This window comes from Bradyrhizobium sp. CCBAU 53338 (assembly GCF_015291665.1).
GTDB lineage: Bacteria > Pseudomonadota > Alphaproteobacteria > Rhizobiales > Xanthobacteraceae > Bradyrhizobium.
Window position 1 is genome coordinate 796,278 of the sequence record NZ_CP030049.1, and the last position, 22,383, is coordinate 818,660.

Genomic DNA, 22,383 nt, shown 5'->3' on the forward strand with positions numbered 1-22,383 from the left:
CCGCCTCACGAAACGACTTTTTCAGCAGCCTGCTAGAAGCGGTCGAGACAGTTCTCAGTCCGGCGGTTGCCGCCATCGACGCAAAGTTAGCCCGACCGACAATTGCGCTACGGGAGGAACTGGCGTGGAACGACGACGAGACGATCGCCGTGACGTTGGGCTTGGTAAACGCCTGGGTGGGCACGCTCAACGCTGCCATCAAGCAGCACAACGAGACCTTCGCGCAATTCACCCAACGGCAGGATGAAGCCCGTCTTGCTCTGAGGCGCCACCATTTGGCTGACAAATCCCAGGAGTTTCAGAACGCGTGCGACGCGGTGAGCGAAGCCAAAACGGACGTTGATGCTAGGACGCTCAGTTACAATCAACTTCAAGAGCAAGCCACGGACTTGCGATCTCGGATCAAAGAGCACGGTCAGGCTGCGGAGAAAATCAATCGCTTGATCGAGGCCTACCTTGGCCACAAGGAACTTTCTATTGCAAGCGTAGAAAAAGGCTATGAAATCCACCGTCGCGGTAGGCCGATAGACAGCAGTCCTAGCGAAGGGGAGAAGACGGCGATCGCACTCTGCTATTTCCTTTCAAGGCTTGAGGCTGAAGGGCGTTCGATCAAGGACCGTATCCTCGTCGTGGATGATCCGATTTCTAGCCTGGACAGCAGAGCGTTGAACTAAGCGTGTTCCCTTCTTTTAAGTCGGCTTGGGAATGCAGCTCAGGTGTTCGTTTTGACACACAACCAAAACTGCATGAACGAGTTCAAGAAAGCCTGGAAGGGTTTCCACAAACCTCGCAACGAAGCGACCCCGCCTACGGCAAGCCTCCTGTTTTTAGATGTCAAAATTCCAAAAGGGCTGGACGGACGCTCAACAGCTATTGTTGAGATGTCAAAGCTGCTCCGTGAGGATGAGTCTGAATACCACTACTTGGTGGATCACGTCCTGAAGTTCAACGCCAGCGCAGATCCAGACTACGAATACGCCTACATGATGCCGAATGTACTTCGGCGAGTGCTCGACGTTTTCTTAGCGTTCCGGTGCCCGGGAAGTGCAGGTTTCGCTTCGAAGATGGGCCAGTTGCGAAAAGATCATGCTACGCTCGACGGCGAGCGCCTGGCCGCGCTGGAACGTCTCGTGCAACTGGAATCGCACTCCGATAACATCGATGACCTAATCGGGTTTTCCTCTATGACGCTGGAGGAGAGTAAGGCTGCCACGGCGGCCTTGATCGCGATGATGGAGGCCGTAGACCCTACCCATCTGGCTGGGCTGCAACGACTATGCCGATGAACCCTTGTCGCAGTTCCAACCCGGCGCAAAGAACACAGCTATGCTAAAGTGGTCCAGTTCGGAGGCAAGGACCTTGTTGCCTGGCCGACTAGACCACGACGGCTGGTGAGCAGATCGTGCTGACGGCGAACGAAGTAAGGGCACGCGCAGAATCCACTGCACGACTGCGTGCTGTTTGTCCTTCACGGTATCACCTTGGGCCGACGCAAGAAATCAGGGGGAAAGATCGACTTGCAGCGTCCGTGGAAGCCAGAGAACGACCGTTTGAAGCCGGTCACCTTTATCTATCGTCGCAACAGCTGATCGTTTTCCGCTTTAGTATTCGCCATCAATGGCGATCGAGCCCAATCGCTGGATGCAGCGCAAAGAGGGTAGGGGACGGATCACCCAGTTTTCCGTTCGGCCTCGACAGCGTTCTACAACAGCGGAGCATCTAGGCTGGGAATCTCCGGCATGGCCTTGCCGGCAATTGCCTGCAGGTCGCCGACCATGCCCACGGTCGAATCGATGACGGCCAGGATTTGGGTTTCCCGCTTGGCCCATTGGCCGGCCCATAAACTTGCGCTCCTTGTCGAGATCCTCGCGCATATCGTTGAATTTCTCAACGACAGCTTCGACCCGCTGTCGAAACTTCGTGCCTGTCAGGTAGTGATAGACCTGCTCCATCTTGGTCTGCTGGCCCTGCTGAACGAGGCGTGAGCTGCTCACGTCGATCAGACCCTGGCGGAGCGCCACGGCGACCGGCAATGCGCAACGCGGATGAGCCACCCATACGCCGTCGACGAGGTCAAATTGCTCGATTTGTTTCGGCAGCGCGTGGGAGATGATCAGAGCGACGTCGGCGCCGGAACGGCGCTGGTCGTCACGTAATTTGGCGAGCCACACGTCACTCCATGCCTTGGTGCGTTTAGTTTCCCAAAGGATGATGCCGGCAGATTGGCCGATAGCACCATTTACTTGCTGAATTACGTCCGCCCCGAGCTCACCTTTTCCCACCGGCTCAATCGAATCTGTCGGAAAGCGTCCGCGCAGAAGATCTTCGAGCTCGAGTTCGAGCACTTCCCCTTGGGATTGCTGTGATCCCTGCTCGGCCTTTCGCTTAAGTTCCTCGATCGTGCGCGTCATCGACTCGATGGTCTGGTCTTTCTCGGCAACGCGCAAGCGCGCAGCCTCGTCGGCTTCGTGCCTGGCCTTGATCTGGATTTCGCTGATTGAGGCCTGCACGCGCTTCTCTATTGTCAGGTCGAGTTCGCGCTTTTCCTCTTCGAGTGCGCGCTGCTGTCGCATCAGTTCGGCTTGCTGTTTTTGGGCCTCGGCAAGCTTTGCGTTGTTGGTAAGCAGGTTGGCTCGCAGCTCCGCAGCTTCCGCTTCCTTCGCCTGCAGCTCGGCGGCGGCCGCCTCTCGCGCCTTCTTGCTTTCGGCCGCGACCAACTGGGCACGTTCGGCGGTCAATCGCTTCGCAACGTGATCCTCGATTTGCTCGCGGTCCTTAGCGACCTGCTCGCGTTCCAGCCGCAGTGCCTCTGTCTTACGCTCCATCTCTGCATCTTTGCTGGCCAGCTGCTGTTGAAAGCGCTGACGGGTTTCAGCGAGGAGGGGAGCGGCCAATGACTCCGTCAGACGGATCTCGTGATTGCAGTTGGGGCAATGTAGGGTCGCCTCGTGCGAAGCGCCGGTTGCTTTGAAACTCATGAATTCCCCATCATCGTTGCAACCGGATTCAACATGATCTGTGCGTGATTGCGATGTCGCTCGACTTCATGTCCACATACGCGTCGTCGATTTCGACCTTGGCCGGCGGGTTTTCCACCGACACGTCGATCTACCCGAACGCGTGCACGAGCAGCCTCGCACGAATGTAGTCCAGAATAGAACAAAATAGGAACGCGCGTCAACTTTGGATCCCGAGGTGAGTTTGTATGACGACGATTTTACTTAGTCTGGCCATGGGAAATGGATAGAACTTAAACCTTGGATATAGTTTGAATATGCGCTAGTTTACTTAGTATGGCTGAGCAAAAGGACAGAAAGCTAAACAGGCTCGAAAGGACCCTTCCGCAGGGACTTCTGGTCGATGCCGCCTGGATGGAACGACATGGATATTCCACCAGCTTGCGCAGCCAATACGTATCGGCCGGCTGGCTCGTTCAGCCGGCGCGGGGAACCTTCAAGCGCCCGCTCGGTGAACTCTCCTGGCAGGGCGCCGTCGTGTCACTCCAGCGATTGCTCGGCTCCGACTTCGTCGTTGGCGGACGCACCGCCATCGAAGTGCAAGGCTTCGGCCACTACCTGAGCCAGACGGGTCCTTCGACCATACATCTATACGGAACGCGGTCTGCTCCCGGCTGGCTCGGCAAACTTCCGCTCAAACAGAAATTCCGCGTTCACCGCACGCAAAGCCTGTTCAAAACGCACGGGAGCCTGCCCACATCAGAGTCGGGGACAACGCGGGAAATACCGGGACCATTCGACTGGCCTCTCACGGTATCGACGCCCGAACGCGCGTTTCTCGAACTGCTCGACGAATTGCCCCGCCACGAAAGCTTCCATCACGTCGATGCACTGGCGGAAGGCTTGAGGAGCCTGAGCCCCCGGCGGCTGCAAATGCTTCTGAACGACTGCAAAAGCGTCAAGGTCAAACGATTGTTTTTCTGGTTCGCGGAGCGACATCAGCACGCTTGGCTCAAACAGATCGACAAGTCGAAAGTCAATCTCGGCACGGGAAAGCGCATGCTCGTCAAGGGCGGCAAACTCGACACCAAATACCTCATAACCATCCCAGACGACCTCAATGCCCCTGTCTGAAAAATATCGGCATCAAGTGGCCTTGTTGATCGAGACGATCCCGTTCGTCGCGGCGGAGCCCGATTTTGCGCTCAAGGGTGGCACCGCCATCAATCTCTTCCACCGAGATATGCCGCGCCTATCGGTCGATATCGACCTGACATATCTGCCGGTGGCTCCGCGTCCCGAATCTCTTGCGGCGATAGATGCGGCGATGAAGCGCATGACAGAGGCCATAAGGAAAGGATTGCCGGGCGCGCGGCTGACGGAAGTCGTCAATCCCCGTGAAAAGATCGTCACCAAGCTGACCGTCCAGAAAGGCGACGCGCAGATCAAGATCGAGATCACGCCGGTGATCAGGGGCTGCGTCTTCGAGCCGGAGCTGCGCGACGTGTCGCCGAGCGTCGAAGAGACGTTCGGCTTCGCGCAGATGAAAGTCGTTTCGTTCGCCGATCTATACGCCGGCAAGCTTGTCGCGGCGCTCGACCGGCAGCATCCGCGCGACCTCTTCGATGTCCGCGATCTGCTCGCCAACGAAGGCATCACGGACGATCTCCGCAAAGCGTTCATTGTCTACCTCATCAGCCATGACCGGCCGATCTCCGAGGTCGTGGTTCCTCGTCGCAAGGACATCCAGCACGAATTCACGCACGGCTTTGAGGGCATGACCGCCGATGAAGTGACCCTGGACGAGTTGCTCAAAACCCGGGAAACGCTGATCGCCGAAATCGCGGGAAAAATGCGGCAAGCTCGCAAGGACTTCCTCATGGGATTCAAGCGCGGCGAGCCGGATTGGAACCTGCTAGGCGTCCCTGACGCAGCGGACCTGCCGGCGGTGCGCTGGAAGCAGATCAATCTGGACAAGCTTCCTGCCGAGCACAGGGCGACGCTCGTCGCGCAGCTCGAGAAGGTCTTGCGCAATGCCTGAGGTCGGAGGAGGGGATCTCAGTCGAGCACGCTCGTAGCAACTTGTTGAGAGAATTTTTGGGGTACGCCCGCCACCCAGCGAGCCCAGAGCTTGCGGGCTTCAGCTCAGCCGCCTATCGAACAGTGGACGCGCCTACCTATGCGTGCCGTACACGTTTCCGGTGCTTGGATTTCGGTAGGAGCCGCCTTTATGAGAAGAGCCCGAGCCGCCGATGTAAGTCCCGCCGTGGCTAGAGGTATGATGGTCTCCACCATACGACACGCGGCCGCCAAAATGGCTACCACCTATTCCAACAGCAGACGCTCAGAAATGCTCGCTGTTGTGTTTGTCGGATTTGCGCATTGAGGGCATGAACCGCAATATCGTTCTCGTCTTTATCACCGCCTCTGGCGGCAAGAAGATGCGCGAGGCAGGCTTGGCGAGATTTGCCCACATCGTCTTTGCCGATCGTAGCTTGCTCGAGAAAAGGCGCGCGATGCGCCTATCCGCTGAACGCGCGTCGATGTTGCAAGCCGGATTCGCCACCTCGGGTGAGAAGCCTGATCATGGCGACCCGGGTCGGCGCCGAGTATGCCGAAATAGATTATTCAAGGTAGACGGAGGGGAGGGTGAAAGCCTGACTCGGTATTGGTGCGCTCCTTCTAGCGCTCATCATTGGCGCGCAGTTCATCACCATCTTTGTTGTCCAGCCTATTGGCGCGTTACCCGAGGGGCGGACCGTCGTCATAGCTCGCCTTACAAAGCTGAACTTTATCGACAGCGCGGACGCCTTTTGCGACCGAACAATGGGTGGTGTCAGCCTCCTGTGCCAGGCTGCCGTCCTCGGCAAGGTCACGAAGGAAGGTCCCATTCTCCTGCGTCTTCCTTATTCGGCGACCCTTTATCAAATCAGCACCGGCGGCAAACACTACGACCGATAGAAAGCGGCGAGCCGCCTATGAGGTTCGCGTTCGCCAGGAACGATGTTGCCCTTCGTTAGCATTGAAGTGCGAGAGTCTATCGCGCCATCGACCTAAAACTCCCTCGTCGACAGCTGGCGCGCCAGGGCGACAGCAGCCCTTGGTCTGAGTTGCATGTCGGGCTTGATGGCAAAATGAAACTTCTTCCTCTTGATGAAGGAGAATGGTCCAACCTCCTCGGGACCTAGGCCGAGCGTCGAGGGATTTTGCGCCTATTGACTTTGCGCCGCCGGTTTCGATGGTCCAGAGACCGTCCCGGCGGGCAGGGGGTATGGATACGACCTCTGGCGTGAGCTCGGCGCTTTCGCGGTCGTCTTCGGGGGGGGGGCGTGGTGGATCGTTCACGCGCCGAACCGGGTCAGTCGTCGCCGAACTTCCGTCGTTGGAAGCCGGCAGCGAGGATGCCTGGAAATGGCAGTTAAACCCGCGTGCAGTCGGCTCAGTTCGCAGTGGTTGCCGTCGGCGAGCTGGTCGAAAATCCATAGCACGCCGTGCATTTGCAGCCCGACCGAGGTCGCCAACTCGCGCAGCCCTCCGTCGCCGGTCAGAAGCGTCCATTGGCGGGCCTCCGCGATGGCAAACGCGAACGTGTCCGGCGTGGAGAGATGAGCGCGTTGCCGCGGACTGTCGTCGCGCGGGTCAATTCTGCCGGGGACAGCTCTTCGACCCGTAGGCCGAGCGCAGTAAGGCGATCGCCCAGGTCCCCGGCCAGCTCTCGAACAAAGAGCAGGTCGGGGACCGCAAACTCAAAAGGGAGACGAAACAGGTCCTCGAGCAAGGCGCCTCGCTCCAGATCGATCAAAACCGAGGTATCGGAAACGAGGACCGCCAAGGTGCTTACGCCGCAACTTGATCCAGACGAGCGTCCAGTTCGCGAACCGTTATTCCCAGCAGTTCAGCGGCCCGGGCTTCGCCGATGACTCGTTCGGCCAGCGCACGATAGCAAAGCCTCTCGAAGCGCTTCGGCTCCTCGAGTTCAGGCTTCATCCGGCCTGGCTCTTCATAGGGCGCCGTCCGCCATCCCCGTTCCGCGAAGATCTTGAACAGCCGGCCAAAAGCGGACTGGCTGATGATGCCGAGATCCTTGCAGCGATAGGCGATGGCCTGGATGCTGACGCCAAAACGCTTCTTGAGCGCGACCAGCTCGCCAAGACTGATCGACGATCGGCTGACCCCAACTTCGGCCCGAAGGACGTCGGCCGGCATCAGGAAGGCGCCGGCAAACCGATGCGCCGCCTTTTCCTCATCGACGCCGGGGGATGGGGCCAGCACCATATGACCGAGCTCATGGGCGAGATTGAAGCGCTTCCGCTCCGACCACGTGCTTTGCTTGATGACGATTACTCGCGCAGCGTTGCGGTCCTTGCGTCGCACCTTGGCGGCAAGCCCGTCGATATCGTCGAGATCGAGCGACAGGATCTTGATCCCGCGCTCCTCCAGAAGCTCGGCGAGCTGCGGGATGGGATCGTTTCCCAAACCCCAGTCTTCGCGGACAGAGCGAGCCGCATCTTCGGCGTCCCGGACATCGGCCACCGGATGTGGTGCGCTGCGTGGCTGCTCCCAATCGATGCTGCGCATCTGGAGCAGGTCCTCGATCGCGAGATAGCGCTCCAGCATGTGAATCGCGCGGGCTTCGAGGGCGGCTTCTTCCCGGAACGACGTGCCCGCCTTCTTGCGGAACTCGACGCCCTCAAGGGCAAGTTCGTCCTCGCTGAGCAGGTAATCCTCCGTCACGTGGAGCGTCGCCGCCAAGGCGATCAGCACCCGCGAGCTCGGCATATCCTCGTTTCTCTCATATTTGCCAATGGCTTGGGCCGATACGATGCCATCCATGGCGTCAGCGAGGCCACGCAACGACAGGCCCGAGGCCGACCGTGCGACCTTAAGCTTGTGTCCGATCATCTGGGCCTCCTTTGCGTCTCAGTTTACAGAAGTACGATATGGGCACAAATTTGTAAACCAAAAACCCTTGATGCGCGGAAAATTGAGCCTATATGGCCCGCATACCGCTCCATTGTCCCGGATTTGTAAACCGGTCTGGGTCGGACAAGTTCCACTGTGGCGTACTTTTGCGCCAGCCGCCGGCGAAACCGACCAGCAGGAATCGAGCAGCGATGTTGAACAATACTCAACTGCGGTACTACGACAGCAACGTGCTGCGCCTGCCTGCCGACAAGCGCAAGGAATACCACGAGCAGGTCGATCGCTTGATCGATGAACTCCGCAAGACCGTTCGCGACAAGACCGAGATCAAGATCACTAAGGTCGTGAAGGCCGGCCTTCGCCAAATACACGATTCTGCGGAAGACCGCTGTCGATCCGGTCGATGTCGATGTCGTTTTTTACATTTCTGGCCGAGACGTCAGCAAGGAGACGCTGGATAGCCTGAACGACACGATCTACGCGCTGCTGATCAAGCAGTATCCGAACAAGTCGGTCGAGGATTTTGAGATCCAGCGCAAGGCGGCGACCGTCACCTTCGTGGGCACGGGCCTCAGCGTTGATATCGTGCCGGTCATCGAAGACGAGAACCGCGCCGGCTACGGTTGGCAGTTCGACATTCACGACGGCACGAAGACGCAGACCTGCGCGCCTTGCCAGATCAAGTTCGTCCGCGATCGCAAGGACCAGGACGCGGATTTCCGCACCTTGGTGCGCATGGCCAAGAAGTGGCGCAACCAGGCGGAACTGAAGCCGCTGAAGTCCTTCGCCATCGAGCTGATCATGGCGCATGTCCTCGCCAAGCAGGGCAACGGTGCAAGCATCGAACAGCGCTTTCGCAATTTCCTCCTCTACGTCGCGCAGTCGCAGTTGAAGGAAGAGATCAAGTTTCCCGAGAATGTCGCGCCATTCACGACGTTCTGCGATCCGGTGGTCATTCTCGATCCGGTCTACAGCCTCAACAACGTGACCAGCCGGATTTCCGAGGACGAGCGGAAACAGATCGTCGCCGCCGCCCAGGAGGCCTGGGAGACGTCCAATTTTGCATCGGCCGAGAACGACAATGAGGTCTGGAAGGAGATCTTCGGCCCTCGATTCAAGACGGAGGACTGAAGATGAGCATGACCCAGGTCAGAAGCGCGAGCGCGACCTACACCTACGTCGACATCGAGAACGTCGTTCGGCGCGTCAACGCCGATCTCGTGATGATCGCGGACAGCACCGGCTGCTGGACTCCGGAGGAGGCTCGCAACTACGCCCATGACATCGAGGTCCTGGCCAAGGACGGCTACCTCAAATGGGTCGACGTCACGCTGATCAGCAGTGGGGTCGAGATCAAGGCCGTCAGGTTCGAAGTCGATACCGACGCCGGCTCGCTGTCTACGAGCCGGCCCGGCGGCGTTCTTTGGCCGAAGGTCGCAGGGGCCAAGCTTCGTGTCGTGCTGAGCTACACCGACGACTACACCAGTGCCGCACGCGAAGCCACGAAAGGTAAGCTTAAGATCGGTTGGGTGACCTGCTACGACGATACCAGCCATGCCGCTCTCTCGTCGGCTGGCGGCCGCAACTATGTCAGCAATGCCTATGGCATGCAGCGCAAGGATTGGGCCTCGTGAGTCAACCCAGCATCTTCGACAGCGAGACGCCGCTGCCCAGCGATACGCTGGCCAAACGCGAGAAGACCCTTCTGGGGTTCGATACCCGATATGCGCGGGTCCACGATCAGCTTCGTCTGCTGCTGAATGTCCGCGAGCTGGCGGGCTGGAGCCACAAGAATCACGGCAAGAGCCTTCCGATCTGCGATCTCGTCGCCGAGCAGTATCCGCTGGTGATCTTTCACGGCGATGTCGGCACCGGCAAGACCGCAACAGCGGAGTGCATCGCCAACAAGTTGGTAATCGAGGCCAGAAGCGAAGATTCGATCCTGTTCAAGCTGAGTAACCGCGTCCGCGGCAGCGGCATGGTCGGCGAGATGGGAACATTGATCGCGGAAGCCTTCAAGAAGGTCATTCAATCGGCCGGCAAGCACCGCCGCGCGGTCCTGATCATCGACGAAGGCGACAGCCTCGCCGCCTCGCGCGCCCAGGAGCACAGCCACCACGAAGACAAGGTAGCGGTGAACACGCTCATTCAGGGCGTCGATGACCTGCGCCAGTACGGCGGCCGGATCGTGGTGATCCTGTGCACCAACCGGCTGTCGGTCCTGGATCCTGCCTTGTGCCGCCGCGCCGCCATCATCGAGGAGTTCCGCCGTCCAACGGACGACGAGCGCCGCCAATTGCTCACGATGGATCTGGCCGGGTTGTCTCTGACGCCCATTCAGCTATCGCAGCTCGTCGAAGCCACCGGAGCGCGGGCAGGCAAGCCGTCCTGGACCTATTCGGATATCAGGACGAGGCTCTATCCGGCCGCGCTGGCAAAGGCCTTCCCGAGCGGGCCACTGCGCTTCGATCAACTCAAGCTCGCCGCCGCGGCGATCACCGCGTCGCCGGTGATGGAGGATCGCTGATGGCGCGCTCCCCTCTGTTCGGCCGGCGCATCCACATTGCCGGCAGCATCGTCGAAGACCTTGCCATCGCCTCGACCGCCGACGTCAATCAGGCCCGCGAGCTCGTTGCTGCGCTGGTCAAGGAATTGGCCCGTCGCGGTGCGAATTTCGTCGTGCCTGTCGACGCTGAACCTCTGCGCAAATCCGACGGGCTTCCGATCTGCTTCGACTGGCTGATCTGGAAGACGCTCAGGGAGAGCCTCGCGTCACGCCCGGCGAATGTTCCGGGCCCGCTCGCGGTCGCCGTGCAGCACCACAAGAGCGAAGATCAGGTCCCGGCTGAGTATGCCGACCTATGGGACGAGCTGCGCAGCTCGCCAATGGTCAAGATCGAGAACGCCGCGCACTGGAACATGGCCAGCAAGCGCATGGAAGCCCAGGCCCGCTTCGGCGATATTCTTGTCGCGCTCGGGGGGACGGAAGGGGTCCTCTACCTCGCAAATCTCTACCACGATGCCGGAAAGCCGATCATTCCCCTCAATCTTCCCGTGTCGCCGGAAACGGCGGGCGCTCGCCGGCTCTACAGCTTCGGATTGACTAGCAGCCAAACCCGCCGCCTGTTCCAGGTTGCGGATGACGGCGACGCCCATGACTGGCTCAACAAGATCCGGTTTCCGCCGCGCCAGTCCATCCCCGATCGCGTCGCGGTCCTCGTCGACCTGCTCGAGTCCCTGGAAAGACCAAAGGCCTTCGCGGTGCGGCTGCTGAATCCGGCGCTGCCGGACTATGCCGACGTGCAGGACTTTTTCGACACCGTCGTGCAGCCGGTGATCGAGAACGAGCTTGGCTACCGGCTCGTCGTCATCGACGGCCGGCAAGCCCACGACCATGCCCGTATCGATCAGGAAATCTTCGCCAAGTTGCACCGCAGCGCCGTCGTGATCGCCGACATTACCGGCGGACGATCGAATTGTTTCCTCGAGCTGGGATATGCTCTGGGTCGCGGGCTGCCTACTATGGTGACGGCGCGTGAGGGCTCGGACCTGCCGTTTGACATCACCACGCTCTCTGGCCTGCATTGGAAGAACAGCGGCGCGGCCGAGGATCGCCGGCGCGCCTTCCGCGAACATTGGCAGGCGATCCGCACGCGACCCTCGCTCGTGCCGGCGGAGCCATTGATCTCATGAGGCGTAAAACCGAAGTGTTCGTCTCAGTCGACGTTGAAACCGCCGGGCCGATCCCCGGTGAGTACAGCCTTCTGTCGATCGGCGCCTGCGTTGTCAACGATCCGGCAAAGACCTTCTCCTGCGAATTGAAGCCGATCAATCGCAATGCCGATCCGAAAGCCCTGCAGGTTTCCGGCCTGTCGCTGGATGAGCTTGCCAAGAACGGGCTCGAACCGGCGGAGGCGATGCGGGCCTTCGCGCAGTGGCTCGACGCGCTTGTTGAAAAAGACGGCTCGGTCGTCTTCGTCGGGCTCAACGCGCCGTTCGATTGGTCATTCGTAAATTATTATTTCCATCGGTTCACGGGCGATAATCCATTCGGGTTCACGGCTTTGGACATCAAGGCGCTTTTCATGGGTGCGACGGGGTGCGATTGGGCCGATACGCGATCGAGCAAAATGACGGAGCGCCTGTCGCCTCGGTTGAAGGGCGATCATCAGGCCCTGCATGATGCGCAGTATCAGGCCGAGTTATTCAGTCTCATTCGAACCAAGCTCTTGGGAAATCGGTAGAGCATGGCGGGAGACATGAAGCGACGCTCGCTCATTGTCGAAGGACCACTCGCATTCGCGATGCAACTTTTTGCAAAGCAACTACGTTTGATCGGTCGCTTTTCTATTAAAGGGGAACAATAGGTGGCATCAGTCGCGCGATATGTCGTTGAGCGGTCGCCGGACCAGGTCCGGCTCGCTTTCAAGAGCGTCCTCGAAATTTGCAAGGAAAGGAATATCTCCAGCGTGACGTTGGTGGTGCCGCAGAAGGGCGGCTTCGATCGGACCATCGTGGCCGAATTCCTCGGACCGAACGTCGTAAAGGCGCTCGTCAAGGGGCAACCCGTTCTGGTGGCGCAGGGCGTTCAGATGAAGTTGGAAAGTGCGCAGACCTCCCGGGGGAGTTGGTCAGATGGGCTGCTGATCGGCGGCCACATCTCGGACAAAGACATGAACAAGCTGGACGATGCGATCGGCGCGCAAGCGATCGTCTACCTTCCTTGGAACGATACCGACGGCAAAAACTGGCGAGCGACATGGGGAGCTCAGATCGTAGGAGCCACTACTGCACCGGCACCGACCGTTAGTTTGCCCGAGCCCGTGGAGGAGGCGCTGCAGAGCCTGACCCAAGCCGTCAATTTGGGTACGGGTCTCAATCATCCCTCAGACAAGAAACACGCAGAGCGCACAATCGCGCAGCTGCGTCAGGAAGGGCATTCGTTTGATCCAGTTGAGGTCCGCCGATGGGCTCAGCGGAACGGCTGGTCGTCAAGTGCGGCCGCAGACCTTGAAAAGGTAGCTCGCAAAGCATTCCGATAAGGTCAGTGTTGGATTCTAGTTTGGGATCCAGAGAAGGCAGCCGTTGAGAAGAATATATCGATGTCTCCTGCGCATTCGCCGTGATGGCGGACCTCAAGCGCGGCGAGCCGGATTGGAGCCTGCTGGGCGTCCCTGGCGCGGCGGACCTGCCGGCTATACGCTGGAAGCAGATCAATCTGGACAAACTGCCTGCCGAGCACAGGGCGAAGCTCGTCGCGCAAGTCGAGAAAGTCTTGCGCAACGCATGGGGTCGGAGGAGGAAACCCTCCATTTACCTGGCGGCCATGCGATGGCAACTTGTTCAGACGGCTTCTCCAGGGGAGACGCTGCCACCCAGCGAGGCCGGAGCGCGCCTCAGCTCAGTCGCCCATCGCGAGCCTCGCCGCGACCTGTCTCGTTGTCAGCATGAAATTTTTGAATCGTTGGCGCTGATCGATTCATTTATTTAATTGGACGGTCGATTCGGCGGCTGCGATTCTGGCGCATGTCCGAACTCACCGTGCAATATCTCGTGCTCGAGCGTCGCGATCCGGCCCGTAACATGGCGCGGTTCTATGTGCTCACGATTGAGCCGACGCTCTTTGGCGATACGGCATTGGTGCGCGAATGGGGCCGTCTCGGTGGGCGCGGTCGACGGCGACTCGATCTGTTCAAGCCGTCGAGGCTCTTGAGTCCTGGCTCAGGCGCAACGCCCGTCGCGGTTACGTCCAGCGGCACTTTCCGGGCTCGGAGCCGGCGTGCGACACGCCACAAGTCGGCTGATCTGGACAAAATGTCAGTGGAAGTATATCAAAGTAATCCGAGATCATACTCGACCATATTCCAAGAATTGCGAAAGTATTCCATAATTAATTATGCGAATTTAAATAGTGTCATGGTTTCAGTAGGAGAGATCAACCGAACTCCATAATAGAAATGCTCCATCAGTTGCTATTCAAGCGAGGCGTGGATCCGTGCGGCGCCAGATCGCCGGGAATGAGTGAAACAGATCGAGTCGACCGCGCTGTTGCCCACAAGCAGAGCATGTGTCATTCGACATGGTCACCGGCTCCCGCCATCCGGAACTGACCCCCCGCATTGCCTCACTAAAAATGTTACCGGACAACTTCTCTGCCGTGTCTGGGGCGGAGCTGCCGAATCAGTTCGGTGGCAGGTATGGCAGGGAAGATCAGCATGCGCGCAAAGCGCGAGATCAGATCAGCGGGTGGACCGAATGCTTTCCGCTTGTTGTGCGTGAAGCAGCTCTTGTGGTCGAAGCTCTCGAGCGCGCAGAACCTATTTCCCTGGCCCGTTCGGGGGCTCGATTTTGACAACGACAGCGCCTTCATGAACGACACGGTCGTGTCGTGGTGCCGTTCTCACGATGTCGAAGTCACTCGTTCCAGGGCCTACAAGAAGAACGATCAGGCATTCGTTGAACAAAAGAACGGAGCTATCGTTCGCCGCCTGGTGGGCTACGGGCGGTTTGAAGGCATTGATGCCGCCCGTTCATTGGTTCGCCTGTTTGCGGCGGCCCGGCTATACATCAATTTCTTCCAGCCCTCGTTTAAGCTGAAGGAGAAGCACCGCGAAGGTGCCAAGATGATCAAGTGCTATCTTCCTCCCGCTACGCCGTACGAAAAAGCATTGGTCCACCCGAGGCTCAATGAGGCATTCAAAGGTCGGCTGCGGGAGATTTACCGGACGCTTGATCCTGTGGCATTGCTGGCACAGATGCGGGACGCTCAGAATGAGTTGGGTAAGCGTGTCGATCAACGGGCTGGAAAGTCAGCGATGACTGTCGCGCAGGGGCACAGTGATTTGGCGGCCTTTGCCCGAGAGCTCGGCGATGGTTGGAAACAGGGTGAGCAGCGAGGCATTCATCGGCGTCGCTATGTGCGGCGCAAGCCTGTGCCACGTCGGCCATCGATGCTCGACCCATACATTCCCATCATCGAGGAATGGCTCGCCGCAGCTCCGCACTTGTCTGCGGTCGATCTTCTCTCCCTGCTGGAAGCGCATGCGCCCGGTCGGTTCAGCGGCCATCAGCGGCGCACGGTGCAGCGATTGGTGAAGAATTGGCGATCAAAGGCCGCTCGACAGCTCATCAGCAACACAGAGATCACACTATCGGTCCAAGCTTCGCGCCTTCGTATTTAATCCTGACAGGTTCTTTCGCTGAAGCACCGCAAGCCGCTCGCTCGCTACGGCGCTCTGGGGGGCGAGCTTCGCGAGCGGCTTGCTCCGACTCGCGGCAGTCGATCCAGAAGACACCAGGGTGACTTCGGTAACATTGTCATCTGAGGCAATATGGGGGGCAGTTTTCCATGGCGCGCGACACATAAGGAATGCGGTATTTGCCGCTTTGCGAGCAAGACCGTTCCTGTGCCGGGATCGCTGGTCGATTTCTTGGCTCCGCGGTCCACCAAGGCTTCGAGGTTTTCGAGCCCACCGAGCTTGCGATAAGTCGGCCCCGTACCGTATGTGCGATGCTTTTCCAAAGTTCGGCGGACAGGCCGAGAAAGCGTGCCGCTTCGGGGCTCCGCAAGTATCGCGGCGGCAGCCGGCGGTGGTCTGGCATTTGAGATGCTCCCTGCTCTTCTGGAGGGCTCGCGCGGCTGATCGCGTGCCGACGAGCATGATGGTGTGGAGTAGAAGAGCGCTTAAGGGGATGCCGAAGATGCGGGAATGATTTCGGCACCCCTGCTCTGTTCCTTGCGAGATGACAGGCAGAGCACGGCCGTGTCTCTTTGGATGCAGAGGCCGTTGGCCGGTTAAGCCATCAATCCACGGTATGGATGTGCTCCATCAAAACTATTGAGTTTTGCCGATCCTACGAATGGCGGATATTGGGTTCAGATGGCGCACTTAGACATCGAGATGAGCTACCGTCTTCTTTGGCTGGCGAGGGAATGGCATCGTGGCGGCTCGAAGCGACGGGCTTCCGCGGTCGCTTTGCCGCTTATTTCCGATAAACCACGGTATAGCTTTTCTGATGGTCTCAATATGGCTTAGCTCCGCGCGGCGGGGCGATGCTTGGAGGCTCCGGCCCCGAAAGGAGCTGGGCGCAGCCGATCTCAGGTGCGGTGCTGTGGCTGGCTAAATGGATTGAATTCATGGCACCCAGATCATGCGAAACAGGGATAGGGTCGTCTTCCATTTCCGCTACGAATGGGATCGATGAGAGTTACGGTCTATCTGCAACAAACCTGAACAACGGGCAATCTACGTACGCATTGCCAATCGGAGATGGCGCGCGTCCATCCGAAGCGCGCAGTAGGCGCTCATGCAGCGAACAAGCCAAAGCTGCCACAAGGGCCATCGAATGTTGTCGCGGCATGATGTCATCCTCGCGGATGTCACGTCATCTGAGGATAGGGATGGTTGACCCTATCTGGATTGCCATTGCTGGTGTTGTCTCTTTCTACCGGACGAAGGTTTTAAGACGGACGCTCGGTCTGTCCAAGATAGGCTGTTGAATGATGAACCGCGATGTAAGCCATGCGCCTGCGGTGTGCTTTTTGCTCGGTCTTCCCCGCTCGGGGACGACGCTGCTAGCGCATTTGCTGCAGCGGCACCCGGATATTTTGGCTCCGCCTGAACCGTGGCTCATGTTGGCACTTGAGGCCTTCGGTAAAGTCGACCACCGCCACCCAGCCGGCGCATCATTGGTTCAAAGCGCAACCTCGCAGTTCTTGGGGCGAATAGATCGGATGATCGTTACCCGCGCTTTTTCCGATGCAGCTTATTGCCAGTATTTAGCTGCTGCAGGCAAACGCACTCTCATAGACAAGACGCCGCGCTATTGGACGGTGCTCGACTTTTTGGATTCCCTTTATCCGGAAGCACCGCGTCTCGTTCTCATGCGTAACCCCTACGCCATCGCCGCATCACTGAAGACGACATGGGGCGTCCCTCTGCTGGCCGCAAGTTCCCCGCCCGCCATCGCATCGTGTCTCGCCGATATCGCGTTGGGCCAGCCCACGCCCGCGATCGCATCTTCTCTCGCAGATCTTGTCCTGGGCCTGCCTGCGCTAGCAGCATACCGCAGTCGACCTCAGACGCAGGTGGTCCACTATGAGACCCTTGTGGCGCACCCCGATGACGAAATTCGGCGCGTGCTTGCCGGCCTCGGTTACACTCCGACCGAGACGGGATCGGCGCCGGGGGGGCAGACGGACTATCTCCGCTCCAGCACTTTCGGAGATCGCAAGATCCTGGAGCGAAAGGCCGTCGATGACCGCTCAGTGGAGGCTTGGCAAACTGACTTGAGCATCGAAGAGATGCAAGTCGTGACCGACCTGGTTGGGGCGAAGCTCTTGACAGAGCTCGGTTATGAGCGGGATTTTCAGTACGCAAAGCAAGCCGGCGTCGTCGATAGGGGGCCGGAAGCAACCCAAGGCTATCGCCACTTATTTCGGACCTGCTGGGATTTTCTGGACGGCAAGACGGGAGGATCGTTCGAGCTCCCCGCCGAACTCAATAATAGTGGTGGGCAAGCGGAGGAACACGCCGCGGTTGCTTTCGCAGCCTCAGTGTTTCAGCAAGCGCAACGTCTGGCCGCCACTAAGAAGGAAGAGAATCTGCGGGTGGCAAATTCAATCGCGGCGCAGTTGAACGAGGAGCTCACGGCGGTCGTGTCCTCGGAGGTGAGGCGACAGCTTGCGCCGGCGGGCCGACGATAGGACAAACGCGTGACCACCGCGCGCCCGATCGCCCCACCGGCCCACAGGTCCCTCCCGCGCGCGCTGCTGCGTCGCTTGACGTGCAGTGGGAGCGAATAAGTCGAGGTAGTCGGTCATGATGTATCGCAGCGAGGTGCGCGTCGCGGCGGCGCACGCGGCGCAGGCCCAATCTCGACCATGCGGCCTCCGCAGATGGGGCACACGTCGAGGCGGTGACCAAGGAGGATGGCGCAGCGCTCACGATAGTCGACAGCTTCGGCAGGCGGAGGTGGCTGCGGGGCTTCAAGTGCCGCTCGGATGCGCGCGAGTTTGGCGGCGCGGCAGGCGTTCGCCAGGAAACCAAAATGACGGATGCGGCGGAACCCCTTCGGCAATATGTGAAGCAGAAAGTGACGAAGGAACTCCTCAGTGTCGAGCGTCATTACTTTGGATTTGTTCCCGGCGCGATAATCTTTCCACCGGAAGCGGACGTGGCCCTGCTCACAGGTAAGAAGCCGGCCGTTGGCGATCGCAACGCGATGAGTGTAGCGCCCGAGATAAGTCAGAACCTGTTCTGGTCCGCCGAAGGGACGCTTGGCGTAGACGACCCACTCGACCTTGCGGAGGGCGTTTAGATGGCGGGCGAATGCCGCTGGCTCGACGAGGTGCGCGAGATGGCCGAACAACTGGAGCTTGGTGCCATCGAACGCCGCCTGCAGGCGCTCCAGGAATAGCCGACGATGCAATCGTGATAGCACGCGAACGGGAAGGAAGAAGCCGGGGCGACAATGAACCCAGCTTCCATCAGGAGCGATCCCGCCGCCTGGTATGCCGGAATTTCTCCGGTCGAAGCTTGCGGGCTCGTCAATCCGTGCAGTGTATGAACTCTACCAGGCTTGGCGTGAGCAGCCCAACGCCGTCGAGACCATATGTGCAGCACAGGAGAGCTTCACCGACGCCCACGCCCGCCAGCTGGCTCGCAAAATTCGTAGCGGAGTTGGGGGCTCCCATGCTGATAGCGAAGGTGCCGCTGGAGCTCAATCGGCGCGAGGCCCGATCGCACCGCAAGTAGCATTGCGACCCATAGAGAGAGACCGTGTAACGGCGGCCGCGGAGAAGAGCTCCAGGTCTTCCGTCCATCGAAATGAGCGAATGAGTTCGTCAGTGACGATCAGAGTGCGCCACCAAGATCGCGCGGGCTGTCTTCTCGTCGATCGGCTCGCGTCTCAAGGCTCACGCCATGCCGTGCTGTTGGTCGATGGCGCAGAAGAAGTGGAAGAGGTGCCGGCATCGACCATCACCATCGAAGAGATCATTTTCGCATGAAGCTGGCCTTCGACTGTCTCCTCAGAAAGACCGCTGCGCTTGGCATGCCGGCGGAGCGGATTTCCCATCCGAAGGATGGCGCGTTAGCGCAGCAGCCGGAGGCCGAACGCGCCCCCCACAGCGCCGTAGAGAGGCCGGAGGCTGCTGGTAAGCCGCGGTCCACATACCCGGTGCCAATGTTGCCGGTCTCCACGCGCGGCGTTCGTGGAATAAGAGCACCGGGGCTGACGGCGGCGCCATTCCCGGAGGAATTCTGCGCATCGATCGTCGGCTGGGTTGGATCTCACCTGCAGCAAATCCCGAGCTTTGAATGCCGAGCCTGTTGGTTCGAACCAACACGGAGGGAGTGGAAGGATTCGCTTTTTCTAGTGCAGGATAGGCTTCGCGCCAGCGATGTATTAGATCGCGATTGGGATTGGAGTGCATGGCTCTGATCTCGCTTCGCGTCTCTGACGAAGTCGCTGCGGAGTTCTCAGCTTTGGCAGCGACCCAGGGCGGCAAATCCGCGCTCTTGCGGCGTCTCATTGCTGAGGCACTTGCTGAACCAGTGCCGCGCATCTCCGTGCTGCCTGTCGGGCGACCGGAGAAGGTGACGGTGCGATTTCGCGAGAGCGAGATGCGGCAGCTCGCGGAAGTGTCACATCAGCGCGGCATGACCCGAACCGGCTGGATCGTTGCATTGGTGCGCTCGCGGTTGGGATCACCGGTGCAGCATTCTCCAGGCGAGCACGAGGCGCTCCGCGCGATTGTTCGCGAGCTCAACCAGATCGGCGGCAACATCAATCAGATCGCGCGCGCAGCGAACGCCAGTGTGCTGCAGGGCAGGGCGGTCGAGCCCGATCTGTCCGCAATTCAAGAGGCCCAGTTGGTCATCGAAAAAGAGCTCGCGCAACTACGCAATGCGCTGCACGGCAACGCGGATTATTGGGATGGGCGGCGATGAGTCGGCGCCATAAGCCGCGGCCGGCAGACCTGGCCTCCGAGCTTCCGCCGATCTCATATGTTTGGGAAACGCCCAATCGGCGCCCGCGGCGGGCCGAGTGGGATATCCCCGATCCGGCGGTTCCTAGTCGCCTGACGCCGGCTATGCGCGCGAAGCTCGAACGGATCGTGCGCCGAGCGCCAGAGGTGATGGTCAAGATCACCGGCCGCACCAAGGACGTGGCGCATCTCAAGTCGCACCTTGCGTATATCACGCGAAACGGCGAGCTCGATGCGGAAACAGAGCAGGGCGCGAGTCTGGCCGGTCGTTCCGGATTGAAAGACCTACAGCAACGCTGGGAGGATGATGCCGGCCTTGACGACAAGCGCCGCCGTGATGGGTCGCTTTCGATCAACATCATTCTGTCGATGCCGGCTGGCACCGATGCCGTCGCCGTCAAGGATTCAGCCCGGGCATTTGCCATCGAAACGTTCGGGGACAATCATGACTATGTCTTCGTCCAGCACCTCGACGACAAACATCCCCACGTGCACTTGACCGTCCGGTCCCTGGGCCACGACGGCAAGCGTCTCAACCCTCGGAAGGCAGATCTGCAGGCTTGGCGGGAGCGATTTGCTGGCGAACTCCGGCTTCGCGGGATAGCGGCCGAGGCAACGCCGCGGCGAACCCGCGGGCGAGTTCAAAAGGCCGATCGCGGGGCGGTGCTCGCTATGCGCAAGCGAAAAATCGTACCTGATGTCGACCGGCTCGCCCGGAAAGAGGTGCTTTCGGAGGTGAGGGGCGGCACGACTGCAAAACGTCCTTGGGACGAGCAGATCAAGTCACGTCAGGATGCGATCCGGCGGCGATATCTCGATTACGCAGCCGAGCTGCAGCATTCTGGAGCGGCGGCAGATCACGCGCTCGCGCGCCAGGTTAGGCAATTCGTGAACGACATGCCCGCCGTTGAAACCCGGCGGCATGCACTAAAGAATGAGCTTTCGGAGCTCACCAATAGCCGTCGCCGCAAGGCAGAGCAGGGAATCGATGCCGAGTTGCGCGGTCACAAGCGAGACGATGAGCGGACGAGGTAAGGCGCCCGCGCGCTCCGCCAACCGTTTCATCGGTTGGCACGTAGATGTGCACTGGCGGCTTGTCATGTTCCTCGAGCGCGCGAACAGCATTGGAGCCGTCAACGGGAAGTTACACCCCTATGGAGCGGCTGCCCTGAGGCGCCTAGGTCCTTGAAAGCTGGCTGATAGATCGTGCATTCTTCGAATCGGCCGTCTCGCCGGACCTGCCACAGGGTCAAAGTGGGCACTATTTCAAATCCTTGGATCGACCGTCATATCCAGGTCGGTGCGTAATCTGTGGACATCGGCCGCCGATATGAACAGGTGGATCCTTTGACCGCTATCCCTTTGACTGAATCTGCGCTCACGTCCGTGAAGCGTGCGGTTAGGCAGGGCTATCCGAACTACAAATCATCCCATCTGACCGAGGCGATCGCAGCCGCATGCGGCTTTGCAAGTCATGCAGCGCTGCGAGCCCGCATGTTGGAGCGTGCACCGGTGCATCCGGACTTTGCATTGCTCGAGGAATTGCCGTTCCTGAGCCGGCTCGCGGCGATGACGGGTGTTCCGACATCGGACGAAGACCTCCGCGGATTCTCCTTCGATCGCCTCAACTACGAGGGTGCGGACGTGATTCCGACCGCGTCCAAGGGGGTAACCAAGGTGAAATACGACGGGTCCCGCAGGCGGCGGGCCTGGCGCAATGTGATGGTCGCCGGGATCAATGCTGGCATCGACCAGGGATTGTTTACGCCGCGTGCAGGAGAAAACAGCTGGCCGCTGCTGGATCCGAGGTACGGGGACGATGGTCGAACGTACCGATTCATGATCGAGGATATTGCGGCGATTGCCAGCGTTCACGACGCGGATTGGGACGAGCTATCAATCCACGTTGCTCTGTGGCCTGCGATCGACGGCGAACGCTGGGTCCGAACGGCAAATGGCGGTTTCCTGGCGGGCGAGGTGTTTGCATCCGGATGGCTTGAGCGCCGTGACGGAGCGTGGCTCCAGGTGGGAGATCACCCCGAGTTTGGTTGTCGGAAGCAGCGCCTGGACCTGATCGCCGCGCTGGATATTCGGCCCAAAGGTTATGCGGATCGCGGCAGCTTTAGGCTTTGATTACGAACGAGGTGCGGGCTGCACGACAGTGCCAAGAAGGAGACGCTTCGCTCTCTCTACGCCTTTGCGTGCTGCGCGCCCCGACTGCGGGATGCCTGTGAAGGCGGCTGTCGGGATCAGACTGATGATGCCGGCGAAAAGTGAGTTTCCTCGGTGGCGATGATGTGCCAGTACGGAGAGCGACATAGTAGGCGCCGGGCAGGAGATGTGTGCTACCGGTGTCGAGGACCAAACGGCTGCCTGGATGGATGATCTGCAGGCGATCGGCAGGCAAGTCTCGCCACCGTGGCGACACGATCAGCACGACGGCGGTCGCCGGCTGACAGCCTAGCGTCTCAACAAGATAGACTTCGGGAAGCCGCGTCTCGTGGGCTCGAT

16 protein-coding genes and 5 pseudogenes are annotated in these 22,383 nt (G+C 59.7%); 17 read left to right on the top strand and 4 right to left on the bottom strand.

Annotated elements, in window-relative coordinates:
- The first annotated feature begins 74 nt into the window (after positions 1-74).
- Positions 75-1,286, top strand: a pseudogene (locus XH90_RS39515) (AAA family ATPase).
- A gap of 416 nt (positions 1,287-1,702) precedes the next feature.
- Here XH90_RS39515 and XH90_RS37930 read toward each other — a convergent pair.
- Positions 1,703-2,978 (bottom strand): annotated as a pseudogene (locus XH90_RS37930) (DUF2130 domain-containing protein).
- A gap of 315 nt (positions 2,979-3,293) precedes the next feature.
- Here XH90_RS37930 and XH90_RS37935 point away from each other — a divergent pair.
- Together XH90_RS37935 and XH90_RS37940 are read left to right on the top strand one after the other, a co-directional pair.
- On the top strand, positions 3,294-4,091 hold the full coding sequence (locus tag XH90_RS37935) for a type IV toxin-antitoxin system AbiEi family antitoxin (RefSeq protein WP_128929593.1): 798 nt from the start codon (positions 3,294-3,296) through the stop codon (positions 4,089-4,091).
- Positions 4,078-4,998, top strand: coding sequence for a nucleotidyl transferase AbiEii/AbiGii toxin family protein (locus tag XH90_RS37940; protein WP_128929592.1), 921 nt, complete (start codon positions 4,078-4,080; stop codon positions 4,996-4,998). The genes XH90_RS37935 and XH90_RS37940 overlap by 14 nt, the downstream gene beginning before the upstream one ends.
- Positions 4,999-6,794: 1,796 nt before the next feature.
- Here XH90_RS37940 and XH90_RS37945 read toward each other — a convergent pair.
- The gene (locus XH90_RS37945) at positions 6,795-7,859 is read right to left on the bottom strand and encodes an XRE family transcriptional regulator (protein WP_128929591.1); all 1,065 of its coding nucleotides are present in this window, start codon (positions 7,857-7,859) and stop codon (positions 6,795-6,797) included.
- Positions 7,860-8,071: 212 nt separating this feature from the next.
- Between XH90_RS37945 and XH90_RS37950 the strand changes: the two are divergent.
- The 9 genes and pseudogenes from XH90_RS37950 (at position 8,072) to XH90_RS37990 (ending at position 15,061) form a co-directional block, all read left to right on the top strand.
- A pseudogene (locus tag XH90_RS37950) lies at positions 8,072-9,011 on the top strand (CBASS oligonucleotide cyclase).
- Between the two features lie 2 nt (positions 9,012-9,013).
- Positions 9,014-9,514, top strand: coding sequence for a hypothetical protein (locus tag XH90_RS37955; protein WP_128929590.1), 501 nt, complete (start codon positions 9,014-9,016; stop codon positions 9,512-9,514).
- The gene (locus XH90_RS37960) at positions 9,511-10,407 is read left to right on the top strand and encodes an ATP-binding protein (RefSeq protein ID WP_128929589.1); all 897 of its coding nucleotides are present in this window, start codon (positions 9,511-9,513) and stop codon (positions 10,405-10,407) included. Before XH90_RS37955 ends, XH90_RS37960 begins: the two co-directional genes overlap by 4 nt.
- The gene (locus tag XH90_RS37965) at positions 10,407-11,573 is read left to right on the top strand and encodes a hypothetical protein (protein ID WP_128929588.1); all 1,167 of its coding nucleotides are present in this window, start codon (positions 10,407-10,409) and stop codon (positions 11,571-11,573) included. The genes XH90_RS37960 and XH90_RS37965 overlap by 1 nt, the downstream gene beginning before the upstream one ends.
- A complete protein-coding gene (locus XH90_RS37970; RefSeq protein ID WP_128929587.1) occupies positions 11,570-12,124 on the top strand; it encodes a 3'-5' exonuclease in 555 nt (184 codons plus the stop codon). The genes XH90_RS37965 and XH90_RS37970 overlap by 4 nt, the downstream gene beginning before the upstream one ends.
- Before the next feature lie 123 nt (positions 12,125-12,247).
- Positions 12,248-12,922, top strand: a complete 675-nt coding sequence (locus XH90_RS37975) for a hypothetical protein (protein WP_128929586.1) — start codon at positions 12,248-12,250, stop codon at positions 12,920-12,922.
- A gap of 83 nt (positions 12,923-13,005) precedes the next feature.
- Positions 13,006-13,371 (top strand): hypothetical protein, encoded by a 366-nt coding sequence (locus tag XH90_RS40070; protein WP_128929585.1) that lies wholly within the window; start codon positions 13,006-13,008, stop codon positions 13,369-13,371.
- A gap of 35 nt (positions 13,372-13,406) precedes the next feature.
- Positions 13,407-13,832 carry a WGR domain-containing protein gene (locus XH90_RS37985; protein ID WP_371746380.1) on the top strand — a complete coding sequence of 142 codons (426 nt, stop codon included), beginning with the start codon at positions 13,407-13,409 and terminating at the stop codon, positions 13,830-13,832.
- A 245-nt stretch (positions 13,833-14,077) separates the two neighbouring features.
- Positions 14,078-15,061 carry a hypothetical protein gene (locus XH90_RS37990; RefSeq protein ID WP_128929584.1) on the top strand — a complete coding sequence of 328 codons (984 nt, stop codon included), beginning with the start codon at positions 14,078-14,080 and terminating at the stop codon, positions 15,059-15,061.
- Between the two features lie 200 nt (positions 15,062-15,261).
- On the opposite strand, the pseudogene XH90_RS39525 reads toward XH90_RS37990, so the two are convergent.
- A pseudogene (locus tag XH90_RS39525) lies at positions 15,262-15,482 on the bottom strand (helix-turn-helix transcriptional regulator); the annotation flags it as partial.
- Positions 15,483-16,380: 898 nt separating this feature from the next.
- Between XH90_RS39525 and XH90_RS37995 the strand changes: the two are divergent.
- Complete coding sequence (locus XH90_RS37995) at positions 16,381-17,586, top strand: sulfotransferase (protein WP_276575773.1); 1,206 nt, start codon at positions 16,381-16,383, stop codon at positions 17,584-17,586.
- 113 nt (positions 17,587-17,699) lie between these two features.
- On the opposite strand, the pseudogene XH90_RS38000 reads toward XH90_RS37995, so the two are convergent.
- A pseudogene (locus XH90_RS38000) lies at positions 17,700-18,395 on the bottom strand (transposase); the annotation flags it as partial.
- Positions 18,396-18,729: 334 nt separating this feature from the next.
- Here XH90_RS38000 and XH90_RS39530 point away from each other — a divergent pair.
- From XH90_RS39530 to XH90_RS38020, 4 genes are all read left to right on the top strand, one after another.
- Positions 18,730-18,891 carry a hypothetical protein gene (locus XH90_RS39530; RefSeq protein ID WP_232995580.1) on the top strand — a complete coding sequence of 54 codons (162 nt, stop codon included), beginning with the start codon at positions 18,730-18,732 and terminating at the stop codon, positions 18,889-18,891.
- Positions 18,892-19,507: 616 nt separating this feature from the next.
- Positions 19,508-19,834, top strand: a complete 327-nt coding sequence (gene mobC, locus XH90_RS39535) for a plasmid mobilization relaxosome protein MobC (RefSeq protein WP_237866544.1) — start codon at positions 19,508-19,510, stop codon at positions 19,832-19,834.
- Positions 19,835-19,977: 143 nt separating this feature from the next.
- Complete coding sequence (locus tag XH90_RS38015; protein WP_232995579.1) at positions 19,978-20,907, top strand: relaxase/mobilization nuclease domain-containing protein; 930 nt, start codon at positions 19,978-19,980, stop codon at positions 20,905-20,907.
- Between the two features lie 276 nt (positions 20,908-21,183).
- Positions 21,184-22,005 carry a hypothetical protein gene (locus XH90_RS38020; protein WP_232995578.1) on the top strand — a complete coding sequence of 274 codons (822 nt, stop codon included), beginning with the start codon at positions 21,184-21,186 and terminating at the stop codon, positions 22,003-22,005.
- Positions 22,006-22,383 lie beyond the last annotated feature (378 nt).

Excerpts from the sequence above, each read along its gene's own strand:
- XH90_RS37935 (WP_128929593.1), top strand. The coding sequence starts at position 3,294 with ATGGCTGAGCAAAAGGACAGAAAGCTAAACAGGCTCGAAAGGACCCTT.
- XH90_RS37940 (WP_128929592.1), top strand. The coding sequence starts at position 4,078 with ATGCCCCTGTCTGAAAAATATCGGCATCAAGTGGCCTTGTTGATCGAG.
- XH90_RS37945 (WP_128929591.1), bottom strand. The coding sequence starts at position 7,859 with ATGATCGGACACAAGCTTAAGGTCGCACGGTCGGCCTCGGGCCTGTCG.
- XH90_RS37955 (WP_128929590.1), top strand. The coding sequence starts at position 9,014 with ATGAGCATGACCCAGGTCAGAAGCGCGAGCGCGACCTACACCTACGTC.
- XH90_RS37965 (WP_128929588.1), top strand. The coding sequence starts at position 10,407 with ATGGCGCGCTCCCCTCTGTTCGGCCGGCGCATCCACATTGCCGGCAGC.
- XH90_RS37970 (WP_128929587.1), top strand. The coding sequence starts at position 11,570 with ATGAGGCGTAAAACCGAAGTGTTCGTCTCAGTCGACGTTGAAACCGCC.
- XH90_RS40070 (WP_128929585.1), top strand. The coding sequence starts at position 13,006 with ATGGCGGACCTCAAGCGCGGCGAGCCGGATTGGAGCCTGCTGGGCGTC.
- XH90_RS37985 (WP_371746380.1), top strand. The coding sequence starts at position 13,407 with ATGTCCGAACTCACCGTGCAATATCTCGTGCTCGAGCGTCGCGATCCG.
- XH90_RS37990 (WP_128929584.1), top strand. The coding sequence starts at position 14,078 with ATGGCAGGGAAGATCAGCATGCGCGCAAAGCGCGAGATCAGATCAGCG.
- XH90_RS37995 (WP_276575773.1), top strand. The coding sequence starts at position 16,381 with ATGATGAACCGCGATGTAAGCCATGCGCCTGCGGTGTGCTTTTTGCTC.
- mobC (WP_237866544.1), top strand. The coding sequence starts at position 19,508 with ATGCGGCAGCTCGCGGAAGTGTCACATCAGCGCGGCATGACCCGAACC.
- XH90_RS38015 (WP_232995579.1), top strand. The coding sequence starts at position 19,978 with ATGCGCGCGAAGCTCGAACGGATCGTGCGCCGAGCGCCAGAGGTGATG.